Source organism: Flavobacterium sp. UBA2787 (assembly GCA_002352205.1).
In the GTDB taxonomy this organism is placed as follows: Bacteria; Bacteroidota; Bacteroidia; order Flavobacteriales; family Flavobacteriaceae; genus Flavobacterium.
Map to the genome: position 1 here is coordinate 202,041 of DEHZ01000010.1, position 17,526 is coordinate 219,566.

The 17,526-nt window shown below is 34.0% G+C and carries 15 protein-coding genes and 1 other RNA gene; 13 read left to right on the top strand and 3 right to left on the bottom strand.

Going from position 1 to position 17,526, the window contains the following annotated elements:
- Positions 1-37: 37 nt before the first annotated feature.
- The 4 genes from ccoG to B4N66_RS07590 all read left to right on the top strand — a co-directional run bounded on the left by ccoG (position 38) and on the right by B4N66_RS07590 (position 5,184).
- A complete protein-coding gene (gene ccoG / locus B4N66_RS07575; RefSeq protein ID WP_291093652.1) occupies positions 38-1,456 on the top strand; it encodes a cytochrome c oxidase accessory protein CcoG in 1,419 nt (472 codons plus the stop codon).
- Positions 1,457-1,515: 59 nt separating this feature from the next.
- The gene (locus tag B4N66_RS07580) at positions 1,516-1,962 is read left to right on the top strand and encodes a FixH family protein (RefSeq protein WP_291093654.1); all 447 of its coding nucleotides are present in this window, start codon (positions 1,516-1,518) and stop codon (positions 1,960-1,962) included.
- Positions 1,963-2,204: 242 nt separating this feature from the next.
- Complete coding sequence (locus B4N66_RS07585) at positions 2,205-2,906, top strand: sulfite exporter TauE/SafE family protein (protein WP_291093657.1); 702 nt, start codon at positions 2,205-2,207, stop codon at positions 2,904-2,906.
- Between the two features lie 148 nt (positions 2,907-3,054).
- A complete protein-coding gene (locus B4N66_RS07590) occupies positions 3,055-5,184 on the top strand; it encodes an elongation factor G (RefSeq protein ID WP_291093660.1) in 2,130 nt (709 codons plus the stop codon).
- Between the two features lie 78 nt (positions 5,185-5,262).
- Here the strand turns inward: B4N66_RS07590 and hemN are convergent, their stop codons facing one another.
- Positions 5,263-6,621 (bottom strand): oxygen-independent coproporphyrinogen III oxidase, encoded by a 1,359-nt coding sequence (gene hemN / locus B4N66_RS07595; protein ID WP_291093663.1) that lies wholly within the window; start codon positions 6,619-6,621, stop codon positions 5,263-5,265.
- 289 nt (positions 6,622-6,910) lie between these two features.
- Here hemN and B4N66_RS07600 point away from each other — a divergent pair, with 289 nt between their 5' ends.
- Entirely contained in the window at positions 6,911-7,774 is an 864-nt protein-coding gene (locus B4N66_RS07600) for a hydroxymethylglutaryl-CoA lyase (RefSeq protein ID WP_291093666.1), read from the top strand.
- A 101-nt stretch (positions 7,775-7,875) separates the two neighbouring features.
- Positions 7,876-8,445: a tetratricopeptide repeat protein gene (locus B4N66_RS07605; RefSeq protein ID WP_291093668.1), complete on the top strand. Its 570-nt coding sequence runs from the start codon at positions 7,876-7,878 to the stop codon at positions 8,443-8,445.
- 52 nt (positions 8,446-8,497) lie between these two features.
- Here the strand turns inward: B4N66_RS07605 and B4N66_RS07610 are convergent, their stop codons facing one another.
- On the bottom strand, positions 8,498-9,574 hold the full coding sequence (locus B4N66_RS07610; protein ID WP_291093670.1) for a glutaminyl-peptide cyclotransferase: 1,077 nt from the start codon (positions 9,572-9,574) through the stop codon (positions 8,498-8,500).
- An 87-nt stretch (positions 9,575-9,661) separates the two neighbouring features.
- Between B4N66_RS07610 and ffs the strand changes: the two genes are divergently transcribed.
- From ffs to fsa, 4 genes are all read left to right on the top strand, one after another.
- Positions 9,662-9,759, top strand: an RNA gene (gene ffs / locus B4N66_RS07615) — signal recognition particle sRNA small type.
- A gap of 271 nt (positions 9,760-10,030) precedes the next feature.
- The gene (locus B4N66_RS07620) at positions 10,031-11,026 is read left to right on the top strand and encodes an enolase C-terminal domain-like protein (protein WP_291093672.1); all 996 of its coding nucleotides are present in this window, start codon (positions 10,031-10,033) and stop codon (positions 11,024-11,026) included.
- A 62-nt stretch (positions 11,027-11,088) separates the two neighbouring features.
- Entirely contained in the window at positions 11,089-11,892 is an 804-nt protein-coding gene (locus B4N66_RS07625; protein ID WP_291093674.1) for an SDR family oxidoreductase, read from the top strand.
- Between the two features lie 135 nt (positions 11,893-12,027).
- A complete protein-coding gene (gene fsa / locus B4N66_RS07630; RefSeq protein ID WP_291093676.1) occupies positions 12,028-12,684 on the top strand; it encodes a fructose-6-phosphate aldolase in 657 nt (218 codons plus the stop codon).
- A gap of 64 nt (positions 12,685-12,748) precedes the next feature.
- On the opposite strand, the gene B4N66_RS07635 is transcribed toward fsa, so the two are convergent.
- Positions 12,749-14,155, bottom strand: a complete 1,407-nt coding sequence (locus B4N66_RS07635) for a TlpA family protein disulfide reductase (protein ID WP_291093679.1) — start codon at positions 14,153-14,155, stop codon at positions 12,749-12,751.
- 154 nt (positions 14,156-14,309) lie between these two features.
- Between B4N66_RS07635 and B4N66_RS07640 the strand changes: the two genes are divergently transcribed.
- From B4N66_RS07640 to B4N66_RS07650, 3 genes are all read left to right on the top strand, one after another.
- Complete coding sequence (locus B4N66_RS07640; RefSeq protein ID WP_291093682.1) at positions 14,310-15,926, top strand: ABC-F family ATP-binding cassette domain-containing protein; 1,617 nt, start codon at positions 14,310-14,312, stop codon at positions 15,924-15,926.
- An 88-nt stretch (positions 15,927-16,014) separates the two neighbouring features.
- Positions 16,015-16,578: a bifunctional pyr operon transcriptional regulator/uracil phosphoribosyltransferase PyrR gene (gene pyrR, locus B4N66_RS07645; protein WP_291093684.1), complete on the top strand. Its 564-nt coding sequence runs from the start codon at positions 16,015-16,017 to the stop codon at positions 16,576-16,578.
- Positions 16,571-17,497, top strand: coding sequence for an aspartate carbamoyltransferase catalytic subunit (locus tag B4N66_RS07650; RefSeq protein ID WP_291093686.1), 927 nt, complete (start codon positions 16,571-16,573; stop codon positions 17,495-17,497). Before pyrR ends, B4N66_RS07650 begins: the two co-directional genes overlap by 8 nt.
- Positions 17,498-17,526: the final 29 nt, after the last annotated feature.

A 17,526-nucleotide genomic window follows, 5' to 3' on the forward strand; every position in this document is an offset into this window, starting at 1 on the left:
GTTTCAAAGCGGGATTTGTAAATTTAAAAACAAAAGCATGAACAAGTTACCCGAAGAAAGTTTTAGAGACACGATCGGAACCATCAATAAAGAAGGGAAAAGAGCTTTTATTTTTCCTAAAAAGCCAAAAGGTCCTTTTTATGATAAGAGAAAACTACTAAGTTATTTTTTATTAGTCTTCTTGGTATCTGCACCTTTTATTAAAATAAACGGACATCAGTTCTTGATGTTCAATGTATTAGAAAGAAGGTTTAATATTTTTAGTTTTCCATTTTGGCCTCAGGATTTTCACCTTTTTGTAGTTTCCATGATAATTGGGGTAGTGGGATTAGCTCTGTTTACAGTTGCTTTTGGAAGAATTTTTTGCGGTTGGTTTTGCCCACAAACTATTTTTATGGAAATGGTTTTTCGCAGAATTGAATACTGGATTGATGGCGATAGAGGTGCACAAATTCGTTTACAAAAACAAGAATGGAACGCAGAAAAAATTAGAAAGAGAGTTACAAAATGGATTATCTTTTTTATATTTTCTTTCCTCATCGCCAATTTTTTTTTAGCCTATTTGGTGAGTAGTGATCGACTGTTATTAATGATAAAAGAAGGCCCGGCTTTACACACCAGTACACTTATTGCCTTGTTGATTTTTACAGCTGTATTTTATTTCATTTTTGCATGGTTTAGAGAACAAGTCTGCATTATTGCTTGTCCTTACGGAAGAATGCAAGGGGTTTTATTAGACAATAAATCCATAAATGTTGCCTACGATTATGTGCGTGGTGAAAAAGAATTAGGAAGAGCCAAATTCAATAAACAAGAAGACAGAGCGTCAACCGGAAAAGGAGATTGTATCGATTGTAAATTATGTGTTAATGTTTGTCCAACAGGAATAGACATCCGTAACGGAACGCAATTAGAATGCATCAATTGCACAGCGTGCATCGACGAATGCGACACCATCATGGAAAGCGTTGGTTTACCAAAAGGCTTAATTCGATATGCCAGTGAAAACGAAATTGTAAAAAAAGAAAAATTCGTTTTTACCACAAGAATGAAAGGCTATGCCGCAGTTTTAGTAATTTTAATTGGTGTTTTAATCGGAATGCTTTTTTTACGAAATGATGTAGAAGCCACTGTTTTGAGACTTCCTGGTCAACTTTTCCAACACAAAGGAGAAAATATTAGCAACGTTTACACCTATAAAATTGTCAATAAAACAACAAAACAATTTGAAGAAGTTACGTTTAAACTTATAGAACCTAAAGGTAAAATTATTTTGGTTGGAAAACCAAAAGTAAAAGTAAAACCGGACGGAATTGCCAAAGGAACTTTATTCATAGAAATAAATCCTGCTTATCTGGAAGGTGATAAAATAAAAATAAAAATTGAAGTCTACGATGGTGAAAATTTAATTGAAACAACCACTACAAACTTCATGGGACCAAGAAGCTTTAATTAATCTTCTTGCTTTAGCTAACTTTCGTCGGACTTCAATCCGATGCAAAAAAAATAAAAATTATGAAAATAAACTGGGGAACAGGAATCGTAATTGCATTTGCATTGTTTATGACATTCATTTTATACTTTGTGTTCAAAGTGCAATCAGACAGTAAATACGACAACGAGTTAGTTGTAGAAGAATATTACAAACAAGAACTCGTTTTTGAAAAACGAATGGAAAAAGAGCAAAACGACAAAAATTTAGCTCTTCCCGTTGAGGTTATCGCTCAAGAAGACGGTTTAAAAATCGTTTTCCCAACAGATATAGATGTCACAAAAATCAAAGGAAAAGTGTCCCTTTACCGACCGTCTAACCAGAAACTGGATTTTGAAGTTCCGATTTCACTTTCCGGTTCACATTTGCTCATACCTAAAAACAATTTGGTGGGCGGTCGCTGGGACATTTCTATTGATTGGACTTATGAAGGAAAAGAAATTTTAACCAAAAAAACAATTTATTTATAAGCAGTTGTCCGTTATCCGTTGTCCGTTATCAGACAACCGACAACAGATAACAGAAAACGGATAAGAAGCGAATGGCTCGGGCATTTCCAGCCATCCATATTCCCGCTTTCCGTTCCAATTTTTTGTTCACGAGCAAAGCTCGCCAACAAAAAGATTTCCACTGCAATCGGGGCTAAAAAGGAAACAAATCGCCTACTTGGAAAGAAAACCGTAAAACCAAAAACAGAAAACAGACAACCGACATGCTCTACACCGCCCTCATATTTGGTTTACTCTCCAGCTTCCATTGCATCGGTATGTGTGGCCCGATAGCCATGATGATTCCGGTTGATCGAAACAATGCAGCCAAAAGGGTTTTTCAACTCTTTCTTTATCATTTGGGTAGATTAACCGCGTACGGAATGTTAGGCTTGTTTTTCGGAATTTTAGGAAAAGGACTTTTTCTGGCCGGATTTCAACAACAATTATCCATTTTGGTTGGTGTTTTAATGATTCTTTTTGTCATTATTCCCGAAAAAAAAATGGCTCAATACAACTTTTCTAAACCAATTTATAAGTTGATTTCAAAAGTAAAAAGTCATCTGGGAGCTCAATTCAAAAAGAAAACATTTGATGCCTTATTTACCATCGGTTTATTAAACGGATTTTTACCATGCGGAATGGTTTATGCCGCACTTTTTGGAGCCATTGCCATGCAAAATGAATGGCTCGGAGCATCCTACATGATTTTATTCGGAATAGGAACCATTCCAATGATGAGTGCCGTGGTGCTGATTTCAAATTTTATAACAGTACCGGTTCGAAACAAAATTCAAAAATTCATTCCCATCATGGTAATCATCATTGGAGGATTATTCATCATCCGTGGAATGGGATTAGACATACCCTATGTTTCTCCAAAAACAACAAATTTAATCGTTCAGGCAAATCCGGATTGCCATTAATTATTTATTTAGTTTTCCAATTTTTTTTTTAGCGGACAGAAACTCAAAATGTTGTCCGCTTTTTTTATGCTTGTACCTGATTTTAATCATGTTTTTTATCCCTAATAAATCCGAAATTTATAGTATTAATTATAAAAAAAGTTAGGATATGTTACAGTTTGACAGCAAGCACGTAAAAAATGTGGTTTTACTCGGGCATACCGGAAGCGGTAAGACCACCTTGGCAGAAACCATGTTGTTTGAATCAGGTATAATTCATCGCCGTGGTACCGTGGAAGATCAAAATACCATTGCCGATTATACCGATATTGAACATGAAAAAGGTAAAACACTTTTTTCAAAATTACTTAATTCTAAATGGAAAGGCTACAAAATCAATATTCTAGATACACCCGGTTATGATGATTTATCAGGCGATATTATTGCTTCGATGCGGGTTTCAGAATGCGGACTAATGCTTCTTAATGCTCGAATGGGTGTTGAAGTGGGTACTGATATTATTTGGCAATATACCAATGAATTCAAGTTACCAACCATTTTTGCCGTGAACCAATTGGATCATGAAAAAGCCGATTTCGATAAAACAGTAGCCGAAGCTAAAGCTCATTTTGGCAATCAAGTTGTAATCGTTCAATATCCGGTAAATCAAGGGCCAAATTTTAATGCAGTGATTGATGTGCTCAACATGGTCATGTATCAATATCCTCCCGAAGGTGGAAAACCGGAAAAATTACCAATTCCAAATTCTGAAAAAGAAAAAGCCATTCAATTACATAAAGAATTAATTGAAACCATTGCCGCTAATGACGAACAATTGATGGAAAACTATTTTGAAAAAGGCGAATTAAATGAAGACGAAATGAAATTAGGTTTACATCATTCCTTGATTAAACACGAAATTTTCCCTGTTTTTTGTATTTCAGCCAAGCAAAATATGGGTGGTGGTCGATTAATGGGTTTTATCGATAATGTTTGTCCGTCAGCTTACGAAATGCCACCACGATTAACCATTGATAACCGTGAAATAGAATGTTCCGATAAAGGAAAAACAGCCATTTTTATTTATAAAACAATTGCAGAACCACATGTTGGCGAATTAAGTTTCTTCAAAGTCCTTTCCGGAACTGTAAAAGTTGGCGACGAATTGACTAACGAAGAAACCGGTCAAGTAGAAAAAATAATGCAGTTGTTTGAAATGGAAGGAAACAAAAGAATTGCTGTAGATGAATTAACTGCCGGCGATATTGGTGCGACTTTAAAATTAAAAAACACACATACCAACAACACACTTCACGAAAAAGGATTTCCTATTGCTATTAAACCAATCGAATTTCCAACACCAACATTTACTATTGCTGTAGAAGGAACTAAAAAAGGCGAGGAAGAAAAATTATCATCTGCTTTACACCAATTAGTAGAAGAAGATCCAAGTATACAAGTAGAAGTTTCTGCCGAATTAAAACAAACACTTTTGCACTGTCAGGGAGAACTTCATTTGGCTGTTATCAAATGGAAATTGGAAAACACCTATAAATTATCTGTCAATTTTCAAAAACCAAAAGTAGCGTATCGCGAAACAATTCAAACCGAAGCAGACACAACCTACCGTCATAAAAAACAATCCGGTGGAGCAGGACAGTTTGGTGAAATTTCGATGAAAATTTATCCGTGGACAGAAGATACGCCCGATCCAAAAGGCTATTCCATCCGTGGAAAAGAAGAAATAGAGTTGCCTTGGGGCGGAAAATTAGTTTATTATAATTGTATTGTTGGCGGAGCTATCGATACGCGATTCCATCCTTCTATCCTTAAAGGAATTATGGAAAAAATGCATGAAGGACCACTCACCGGTTCACACGTGCAAGATGTTTGTGTTGTTGTTTACGACGGAAAAATGCACGCAGTGGATAGTAACGACCTTTCCTTTAAAATTGCAGGAATGATGGCTTTTAAAGAAAATTTTGTAAATGCAAATCCACAATTATTAGAACCAATTTATAGCACAATTATCACAGCTCCCGATGAAATAACCGGTTCGGTGATGAGTTCCATTCAATCGCATCGTTCTATGGTAGAAGGTATGGATGCCGAAGGACATTTTACCAAAATTAAAGCGTTAATTCCAATTGCAGAAATGCATGAATTTTCAGCCGCTGTTCGTTCAGTATCACAAGGAAGAGCCAAAATAGCCATGCAGTTTTCGCATTATGACAAAGTGCCTTATGAAATTCAAAACGAACTGATTAAGTCATTCAAAAAAGAATTACAAGAAGTGTAAATTCAAAACAAGCAAACAAACAAACGTAAAGCCCGATGAAAATCGGGCTTTTTAAATGTAAAATCTAGTAATGTTTTTCTAAACCGTCATAGAAAACAACTTTGTTTCCGGCTTGTTTCGGTTCATCCGTAAATCAAAAGCCATGCAAATATTTCGAATGTAAGGCTTTCCTTTTTCGGTTACAGATAATGAATGATTGGTGATGATAATTAATCCATCCTGTTCCATTTCACTCAGACTTTCTAGTACTTGATTGATTTCAGAAAAATAAAAACCATATTCATGCCAAGAAGTATGCAATTGACACATAATATTCAAAATGTGTTTGCGAATAATTAAATCTTCATCGGTTAAAAGATGACCCCTAAAAACCGGCAATTCATTTTCTGCTAAACAAGCATAATATTCTTCTAATGTTTTTACATTTTGAGCAAAACTATACCAACTATCACTAATAGATGAAACGCCTAAACCAATCATAACTTGTGTTTTAGATGAGGTATAACCCATGAAATTTCGGTGAAGTTTTCGTTCTTGAAACGAATGATACAAACTGTCTGTTTCCAAGGCAAAATGATCCATTCCGATTTCGTGATAACCATTTTCGGAAAGACGTTTTTTGCCTAATTCATACAACATTCTTTTTTCTTCATCTTTTGGTAAATCTTCATCTTTAAAACCCCGTTGGCCGTTTCCTTTAATCCACGGAACATGAGCATAGCTGTAAAAAGCCAATCGATCCGGTTGAAGTGAATTGGTTTTATCAATCGTATCAATAACATCTTCAACAGTTTGAAAAGGTAATCCGAAAATTAAATCATGACCAACTGAAGTATAACCGATTTCTCTTGCCCAAAACGTCACTTTGGCCACATCATGAAACGTCTGAATACGATGAATTGCTTTTTGCACGGTTTCAGAATAATCTTGAACGCCAAAACTAACTCTGCGAAAGCCTAAATCATATAATTTTTGAAGATGTGTTCGTGTGGTATTGTTGGGATGACCTTCAAAACTAAATTCGTGATTCGGGTGTTTAGTAGCATTTTCAAATAAACCGTTTATCAATCGTTCTAAATTTTCAGGTGAAAAGAAGGTCGGGGTGCCACCACCTAAGTGAATTTCTCTGATAATTGGTTTTTTTGGTAATAATTCGCAATACAATTGCCATTCTTTTAAAACAGCTTCAATATAAGGATGTTCCACATCATGTCGTTTAGTAATGCGTTTATTGCACCCACAAAACGTACACAAACTCTCGCAAAAAGGCAAATGAATGTATAAACTAATTCCTTCGGAAGTGTTGCTTTGCACAAATGATTGTTGAAGGGTTTCTTTCCAATCGGCTACCGAAAAACCATCTTCATCCCAATAAGGAACTGTAGGATAACTGGTGTATCGTGGACCGGGAACATTATATTTTTGAATCAATGACATCTTTTTAACGCTTTTTTTAAAACAGTAAAAAGTTAAGAATAAATGAGAACATTTTCATCCTAACTTCTCACTATCGAAGTAAAAATATAATTCAAAGGTATTGGTGTTGGTTTAAAAAAAAAATGATAATTGTCATACTGATTTTTTACTGTTTGAAAGAGAAAATACAAACTGCTATTTTTTTTAAATCTTTAATAATCATGCTATTATTTGAATGAATTCAACAGATATAATATTTTCATTGAAAACGATTTCGTAGGAAAAATTTCTTTCCTATATTTGAACTCCTATGCAACCAGTAAAAATAATTGAATGTCCACGCGATGCCATGCAAGGCATTAAAACGTTTATTCCTACGGAAAGAAAGGTTACCTATTTGCAATCGCTTTTGCGAGTTGGCTTTGATACATTGGACTTTGGGAGTTTTGTTTCGCCAAAAGCCATTCCGCAAATGGTCGATACAGCTGAAGTTTTAGCTCGATTAGATTTGTCGCAAACAACAAGCAAACTGTTGGCTATTATTGCTAACACTAGAGGAGCAGAATTGGCTTCGGAACACAAAGCAATTCAGTATTTAGGTTTTCCGTTTTCAATTTCAGAGAATTTTCAGATGCGAAATACACATAAAACAATTGCGGAATCAATTATAACATTATGCGAAATTTTGGAAATAGCCGATAAATCAAACAAAGAAGTTGTCGCCTATTTGTCAATGGGTTTCGGAAATCCGTACGGTGATCCTTGGAACGTGGAAATAGTAGGCGAGTGGACAGAAAAAATGGCCGGTATGGGTGTGAAAATTTTATCGCTTTCCGATACCGTAGGAAGTTCTACACCGGAAGTAATTGATTATTTGTTTTCCAATCTCATCACAAAATATCCCGAAATCGAGTTTGGAGCTCATTTGCATACAACTCCCGATAAATGGTTTGAGAAAGTGGATGCTGCCTACAAAGCCGGTTGCCGCCGTTTTGACGGAGCTATTCAAGGATTTGGCGGTTGCCCGATGGCGAAAGACGATTTGACAGGAAATATGCCTACGGAGAAATTACTATCTTATTTTACTACTCAAAAAGAAAATACCAACACCAGTCCGATGAGTTTTGAAAGTGCTTATAATGAAGCGACTAAGGTGTTTGGGGAGTTTCATTAGAGCTGTTGTCAGATGTCAGTTTTCTGTTTTCTGTCACTTAGAATTAGGATTGCAATATTTTTTCAATAAATTAGTTCTGTTATTGATATTAAAATCAAAATGTGCATAAACTAACAGTTATATTATTTGTACTAATTACAAATCTCTTCTTCGGACAAGAAAGTAAGTCAATTGAAGATAAAATTCTTTATGAAAAGGGTCAGGCTATTATAGCTCTTTTACATGAAGATTATTATTTCTATGAAAATTTAAATTCAACTAATCTTGAGCGGAAAAAAGTAACACAAGAAACTTATAATTTTATTATTTCACAAGCATTGGTTTATTTTAATGATTTAATAACTAATTATCCTGAATCAAATTATTATGTTCTGGCTCTCTATGAAAAGGCTCATTTTGAACATCAACTAGATAATGTAAAAGTTGCAAAAGAAATATTTCTTAAAATTCTGAATTTAGATAATAATAAAGTAAAATTTACGATTAATGATAGCTTAATGGCACTTGCAGCAATTGCAATCGAAGATGAAGAATATGAACTAGCTTTAAAATACTTAGATAGAAGAAAAAATAATGGTCTTTTTTATTTTTGTGGTAATGAAAGAGAGACTACTGAAATAAGAATGAATAACATGTATAACAAATGTAATGAAGCATTGAAAATTAAGTAATAGTAAAAAAATAAATTTTTAAAACAGTTAACCGATAACTGAGAACCGACAACTATTCCTCCACCCGAATTTCAAACATCTTATCCCAATTCTTACCCGTTACAAAAAGTGTTTTTGTTTTTGGGTTGTAAGCGATTCCGTTTAATACATCAATATCAGGATGTTGGGTAACCAATTTCTTTAAATCACCCAAATAAATCACTGATTCTACCGCTCCATTTTTGGGATTAATGATAGCCAGAGCATCTTTTTGATAGATGTTTCCGTAGATTTTTCCATCGATCCATTCCAATTCGTTTACCGATTTTATTTTATTGGCACCGGAATACACGTTGATACTTCCTTCAATTTGCAAGGTTTCCGGATTTAAAGTATAAATTTTCTCCGTTCCGTCTGATTGATAAAGAGATTTTCCGTCGTTACACAATCCCCAACCTTCAATTCGTTTGGAATAATTGAAACGTTTGATTTCTTTAAATGTATCCGCATCATAAATAAATCCAACCAAATTTTGCCAAGTTAATTGGTATACTTTGTTGTCTAAAATGGTTATTCCTTCCCCAAAAATAGCTTCGGGATGTTCTACAATTTTATATACTTCTCCGGTTTTATAATTAGTTTTACGTAAACTTGAAATTCCTTTAGTTCGGGTTGTATTTCCGGCTCCGTTTCCTGTTCCTTCGTATAAGGTGTCACGATGAAATTCAAGTCCTTGCGTGTACGCTTTAATGTCATGCGGATAGGTGTTTACCAATGTGTACTTAAGTAATTTTGGTTCAATTTTCGAAATAAGCTCAATCCGGTGTGTCGCTTCGGCATAGTCATTTTCATAGTAAACCAAGGCTTTCAAATTTTGATAACCTAATTTTTCATCGGTTAACGGAAATTCAATGTTTTTTGCACCGTCAACAGAACCTATTTTTTTATCGTTAGCAAAGTAAACAATGCTATCAATTGATTTGTTTTTTGTGTTAGAAATTGTCAAAACAGCTTTTTCATCAGTTGAAAATTGAGCTTTTGATTGAGTAGTATTCAATAAAAATAAACCTGATTTATCTTTTTTAGAGTCTTCACAGCTTGAAAAAAGAACGGCTAATAAAATGAATGAGAATAAGTTATAGTTTTTCATTGGTTTTTTTGAATATAATGGACAAATATAAGAATTTGAATCGAACTATTTTCCTTGCAAAAACATAAAAAGATTGTATATTTGCACCGGCAAGTCCTACACGACCAGCTCCTGCAAACTCCTCCAGGGTGGGAACACAGCAAAGGTATGTGGTTGTAGCGGTGCGATGTAGGTCGCTTGCCATTTTTTTTTACTCTTCAGTTGAATTCAATCTCACCATTTTATTTACCGTAAAAGACATTTAAGAAATATAAGCTTTTCTAGCTTGTATTAGTTTTTTACAGATTATACTTTTATAAACCGTATAAGGCATATAAGAAATATAAGTTTTTCTAGCTTGTATTAGTTTTCTTTTACAAACTTATACTTTTCTTATATGGTTGAAAGCCTATTATTTACTTTTTTTGATTTCTAATTAGTTCTTTTCATTACTTTCGTTTTCACAAATTCAAAAACATGCATTTAAATTGGAAAATAGTGCAACACCAACTGAAAGAACCTTTCAAAATTGCTTATGGTGTATATAATTTCAGAAAAGCATTAATCGTTTCTATTGATTTTGACGAAAAAACCGGTTTTGGTGAATGTACTGAAATTGATTATTATCACATTCATTTAGATGATTTTGTGAATGATTTACAAAGAGTTCAATCAATTTTCACAACTTTTTCAATTGAACATCCGGTTGATTTTTTCAAGAAACTAACAACTTTTTCACTTCATCCCTTTTTACAATCTGCGATAGATTGTGCGTTTTGGGATTTGTATGGAAAACTTGAAAACAAAACATTTTCCGAATTAAATCAACTAAAATCGACTCATTTTCCTCAATCTTCGATTACAATTAGTATGGATGAGGAAGACATTCAACTTAAGAAAATAATTGAATCGGATTGGGAATATTTTAAAGTAAAAGTCAATTCGTGGTCCACTTCTTTGCGAGATAAATTGTTGGCTACCGGAAAGAATATCAGCATTGATTCCAATGGCAGTTTTACGTTGAAAACGTGTGAAATTATTCAAAACGATTCACTTTCAGCAGAATTCTTATATTTTGAACAACCGATGCCAAAAGGTGCAGAAAACTACCAAAACTTATCGCAAAATAGTTATGCTAATTGGATGGCGGACGAAGATTTGCAATCCATTGATGATTTGGAATTTTTACAAAATCATTATAAAACTATCAATATTAAAGTGATGAAATGTGGTGGATTAACTCCTTCGTTATCCATTATCCAAAAAGCAAAAGCGATGAATTTTCAAATTATGATTGGTTGTATGACTGAATCAACGGTTGGTATTTCTGCCGGAATTGCATTAGCTTCTTTTGCTGATTATCTCGATTTGGATGGTGCGAATTTAATTGAAAATGATAATTTTAATGGTTCAAAAATTGTGAATGGGGAAGTGGTTTCGAGTGAGCATTCGGGTTTGGGAATTCAGATTTAACAGAAAACAATCAACCGACAACCCACAACTTTTTCACTATCTTTGATTTTTTAATTTCAACCATGTCAAAAGTAATTCTCATCACAGGCGGTTCCTCCGGAATTGGTAAATCAATTGGAACTTTTTTACATCAAAAAGGCTATGTTGTTTATGGAACAAGTAGAAATCCAAATCAAGTAAAAGATTCCGCTTTTCCTTTGTTGCAATTGGATGTTAGGGATGTGATTAGCATTGAATCGGCTATTTCCGAATTAATTCAAAAAGAAGGTAAATTGGATGTTGTCATCAATAATGCCGGAGTTGGAATTACCGGTCCACTTGAAGAAATTCCCACCCACGAAATCAAAAACAATTTTGAAACTAATTTTTTTGGACCAATTGAAGTGATAAAAGCCGTTTTACCTCAAATGAGAAGTCAAAAATCGGGTTTAATTATCAACATTACTTCCATTGCCGGTTATATGGGATTGCCGTATAGAAGCGTTTATTCTGCTTCCAAAGGTGCATTAGAAATCATCACCGAGGCCATTCGGATGGAAGTCAAATCATTTGGAATTCAATTAACAAATGTTGCTCCCGGCGATTTTGCAACCAATATTGCTTCCGGCCGTTATCATACTCCGTTAAAGGACAATTCTGCTTATAAAATTCCATACGGAAATACGCTAAAAATGATGGACGAACACGTTGATTCGGGTAGTAATCCAAACGAAATGGCTTTTGCAATCCACAAGATTATTGAAACTTCAAAACCAAATGTTCATTATAAAGTAGGAAGTTTTCTCCAACGTTTTTCAGTTGTTTTAAAACGAATTTTGCCTGATAAGGTTTATGAAAAAATGTTGATGAGGCATTACAAACTTTAAGTTTTAATAGAGATTCCTTCGGAATAACAAGTTTGCGTAAACTGAAACCTGAAACTTGAAACTTGAAACAAACTTTTTTTAAACTATTGAAATTGAATTCGTAATTTTGCATCCGAATTTAAACACAACTCACATATGAAATTTTTTATTGACACCGCCAACCTCGATCAAATCAAAGAAGCTCAGGCTTTAGGTGTTTTAGATGGCGTAACAACCAACCCGTCTTTGATGGCCAAAGAAGGCATCAGCGGAAAGAATAATGTTTTAAAGCATTATGTAGATATTTGTAACATTGTAACAGGTGATGTTAGTGCCGAAGTAATCGCAACAGACTACGAAGGAATGATAAAAGAAGGTGAAGAGTTATCGGAATTACACGAGCAAATCGTTGTGAAATTACCAATGACTAAAGAAGGAATTAAAGCGTGTAAATATTTCTCAGACAGAGGAATTAAAACCAATGTAACGTTAGTTTTTTCTGCCGGACAAGCTTTATTAGCGGCTAAAGCCGGAGCAACGTATGTTTCTCCATTCATCGGAAGGTTGGATGATGTTTCTACTGATGGTTTAGCTTTAATCGAAGAAATTCGTGACATTTATGACAATTATGGTTATGACACACAAATTTTAGCTGCTTCAGTTCGTCACACAATGCACATTGTGAATTGTGCAAAAATTGGTGCTGATGTAATGACCGGACCATTATCAGCCATTTTAGGGTTATTGAAACATCCATTAACAGACATTGGATTGGCTCAGTTTTTAGCCGATCATGCAAAAGCAAATCAATAGTTTTTAAACATAAAAAAATCCCGTCATTTTTTCAAGTGACGGGATTTTCTGTTTTATAACTTTTCTATTTTAAATTCTCTGCAAATTTTACATCAAACAAGTTTACAAAACCATTGTGAATTTTTCCTGTTTCATCTAAAATGATCGTGCGGTGCAATTTTGTAATTACCCATTTGTCTTTTAATTCCTCAAAATTATCGGCTCTAAATTCATTGATGGTTCCAAATCGATGATTTTCTAAAACTTTTTTCCATTTCGTTTGATCTTCATCAATATTAATGGCTACAAACTGATAGTCTGGATTGTTTTTGTGAAAATCCAATGCTTTTTTGTGAACGGCTAATAAATGAGATTCTGCATTTTCTGTCCAGAAGAAAATAACTGTTCTTTTGTTTAAAATAGTTTGACTGTTGATTTTATTTCCATTCAAATCAACCAAAGTAACAGATGGCAAATCATTTCCTAATTTTAAATTCTGAATGGATGAACCAATTTTATTAATCTCGTTTTGCTTGCTTTTATCAGTTGATAATTCATTGTACCTCGCCAAAAACTTCTGATTGTTAGCAATGTTTTGATCTTCTAACAAATAAGAAAAAGCAATATTATCAAGGATTTTATTTTTTATTTTCTCATTCTTAAAAAGTGTGTCAGCAATGTTTAATTTATGAATGTGTTGTTCTAAATCTTCATCTTCCAAATTGGTTGAATTGGGCTGACTAAACGATATATTTCCCAAAAAATTAGTTAGATACCGAACAAAAGGCGAATAATTTACTAATGACTTATTATTAAAATCTACTTCATTTCTATAATCGTAATAATCAGTAGGCAATTTATCATTTACGTTTTCACCCGTTCTCATTTTATGAGCCATCGGATAAATTTCTTTTTTTGAAAAATGATGAAAGTTCAACATTGTTTTCGCATACAAATCAAAATCATCATTCCATTTTATTTTTTCTTTTTTGGAATTGTAAAATTTGACTTTACTATCATAAGATGAATCACAATTTGTGATAAACTTATCTACATCATAATCAAAAACATCAAACATTTTGTTTCTGTCATCTTCATTTTTTAGATAAAGTTCCATCAAAAAATTATTCTTTTCATCACCACGTCCACAAAATACAATTGATTCATCAAATTCAATCGGATTGATACGAACCATTAAACTGTCGTTTTTATCAAAGTAAACATATTGATATTCAGGCTCGTGTTTAAAAGTATATAAACCGGGAGCTAAAGAATCAAACTTATGAATGAATCGGTTATTTTTATCCAAAAAAATGGTATCAACAACTTCATCATCTTTTAGAAACAAGACAAAGTTACTTTTAGGATTTATTACTTCACCACCAAAATACGCTGTATAGTTGTCCTTGCCAAATTCTTTTTGACATCCGGATACTACAAATAGTATAGCAATATTTAGTGTGGAAAGTATTTTTTTTGAATAGGCAATCATTATGTGGTATTAGTTTATAACAAAAGTATTTTTTCTAATGTTTACATCTTGTTAACAGACAGTTAAAATAAACCTATATTTATTCTAAATAACTGTAACTCAAAAGTGCTTTATTTTTTCTACTTTTGCAACGCTTTTTAAAAATAGAAAATACATGTTGACAGTTTCAAATTTATCAGTTCAGTTTGGCAAAAGAATTTTGTTTGACGAAGTGAATGTTACCTTCACACAAGGCAATTGCTACGGAATTATTGGAGCAAATGGTGCCGGAAAATCCACGTTTATGAAAATTATTTCAGGCGATATGGATCCAACTTCCGGACGTATTATTTTGGAACCCGGAAAAAGAATGTCAGTTTTAAACCAAAATCACAATATGTTTGATGAACATACGGTTTTGGAAACGGTTTTGATGGGTAATAAAGTTTTATATGCCGTTAAAACTGAAATGGATGCTTTGTATGCCGATTACAATGATGCTAATGCCGACAGAATAGGTGAGTTACAAGTGCAATTTGAAGAAATGAATGGATGGAATGCCGATTCTGATGCGGCTTCTATGTTGTCTAATTTAGGAATTTCTGCTGATTATCACTATAATTTAATGGGTGAATTAGAAGGTAAACTGAAAGTTCGCGTCCTTTTGGCACAAGCTCTTTTTGGAAATCCGGATGTGTTGATTATGGATGAGCCTACCAACGATTTGGATTTTGAAACCATTGGTTGGTTGGAAAATTTCTTAGCCAATTATGAAAATACAGTGTTGGTTGTTTCGCATGACCGTCACTTTTTAGATGCGGTTTGTACGCATGTTTCCGATATTGATTTTGGAAAAATTACACATTATTCAGGAAATTATACTTTTTGGTATGAAAGTAGTCAATTAGCCGCCAAACAACGTGCTCAACAAAACAAAAAAGCAGAAGAAAAGAAAGCTGAATTAGAAGAATTTATCCGTCGTTTTAGTGCCAACGTAGCTAAATCTAAACAAGCTACTTCACGTAAAAAAATGATTGAGAAGTTGAATCTAGACGAAATAAAACCATCTAGCAGAAGATATCCGGCCATTATTTTTGACCAGGAACGGGAAGCCGGTGATCAAATTTTGAATGTAGTTGGGTTAAGTGCATCGGTAGAGGGTGAAACACTTTTCAAAAATGTAGATTTAAATATGGCAAAAGGTGATAAAGTGGTTGTTTTTTCAAAGGATTCACGTGCTACCTCTGCATTTTATGAAATTTTAAACGGAAATTTAAAAGCAGATGCTGGAACATTTGATTGGGGAATAACAACTACACAATCTTATTTGCCGGCTGATAATCATGCCTTTTTTGAAAATGATTACACGTTAGTTGATTGGTTACGCCAATGGGCAAAAACAGAAGAAGAACGTGACGAAGTATATGTTCGTGGATTTTTAGGAAAAATGATTTTCTCCGGCGAAGAAGCTCTTAAAACCGGGCGAGTTTTATCCGGTGGAGAAAAAGTGCGTTGCATGATTTCACGTATGATGATGCTTCGTGCCAACGTTTTAATGCTTGACGAACCAACCAATCACTTGGATTTGGAATCGATTCAAGCGTTTAACAACTCATTAAAAAACTTTAAAGGTTCGGTTTTGTTTACAACCCATGACCACGAGTTTGCTCAAACTGTTGCCAATCGAGTGGTTGAAATTACGCCAAATGGTGTAATCGATCGCTACATGACCTTTGATGAATATTTGGAAGATGATAAAATCAAAGAATTGAGAAAGAAAATGTATTCCTAATTATAAATAGAATCCTGAGACTTTGTTTCGGGATTTTTTTTAAATAAATCGTAAAAAATTATATCTTTACACACCAAACAACACAACCATGAGTCAAAAAGTATTGCTCACTTCTAAAGAAGTCAATATCATTCTCCATCGTTTGGCCTGTCAGCTGATTGAAAAACACCTTGATTTCTCAAATACAATCATTATTGGATTGCAGCCCCGTGGTTCTTTTTTAGCAAAACGAATTGTAAAATTATTGCAAGAAGAATACAACATCAAGACCATCAAATTCGGATTATTAGACATCACTTTTTTTAGAGATGATTTCCGTCGTGGCGAAAAACCATTAGAAGCGAATAAAACCGAAATTGATTTTATTGTCGAAGATAAAAAGGTCATATTCATTGATGATGTTTTATACACAGGAAGAAGTATTCGATCGGCTTTAACCGCTATTCAATCCTTCGGAAGACCTAGTGAAATTGAGCTTTTGGTACTCATTGATAGAAGATTTAGCCGTCATTTACCCATCCAACCCGATTATCGTGGAAGACAAGTTGATGCTATTAATAATGAAAAAGTGAAAGTTTGCTGGACTGAGAATGAAGGTGAAGATACTGTATATTTAATAACTACTAACACACAAACACCTGAAAATGTCTGAACTAACTGTCAACCATTTATTAGGCATAAAATACCTTCAACCGGAAGATATTCAACTTATTTTTGAAACAGCCGATCATTTTAAAGAAGTGATTAACCGTCCGATTAAAAAAGTTCCGTCTTTACGGGATATTACGATTGCAAATATCTTTTTCGAAAATAGCACGCGGACAAAATTGTCATTCGAACTCGCTCAAAAAAGACTTTCTGCGGATGTAATTAGTTTTTCTGCTGCTCAATCATCCGTTAAAAAAGGAGAAACATTAATTGATACTGTCAATAATATTTTAGCCATGAAAGTCGATATGGTTGTGATGCGTCACGCTAATCCCGGAGCAGCATATTTTCTATCAAAAAATGTCAAAGCCAGCATAATCAATGCGGGAGACGGAGCACACGAACATCCTACACAAGCGTTATTAGATAGTTTTTCAATCCGTGAACGATTGGGTGAAGTAGGAGGTAAGAAGGTGGTAATTGTTGGAGATATTCTACATTCCAGAGTGGCACTTTCTAATATTTTTGCCCTTCAAATGCAAGGAGCAGAAGTTAAAGTATGCGGACCAAAAACATTAATTCCCAAGCACATTGAAAGTCTTGGCGTTTCAGTTGAACCAAATTTGAGAAAAGCATTAGAATGGTGTGATGTAGCTAATATGCTTCGTGTTCAAAATGAGCGAATGGATGTCAATTATTTTCCGTCAACAAGAGAATATGCTCAGCAATACGGTGTAGATAAAGCAATTTTAGACTCTTTAAATAAAGAAATCGTCATCATGCATCCGGGACCAATTAACAGAGGAGTCGAAATCACAAGTGATGTAGCCGACTCCAAACAATCAGTTATTTTAGACCAAGTGGAAAACGGCGTAGCAATTAGAATGGCTGTTATTTATCTTTTGGCTTCTAAGATTAAATAATTTTTTGTAACTTAGTGTCTCAGCAACTC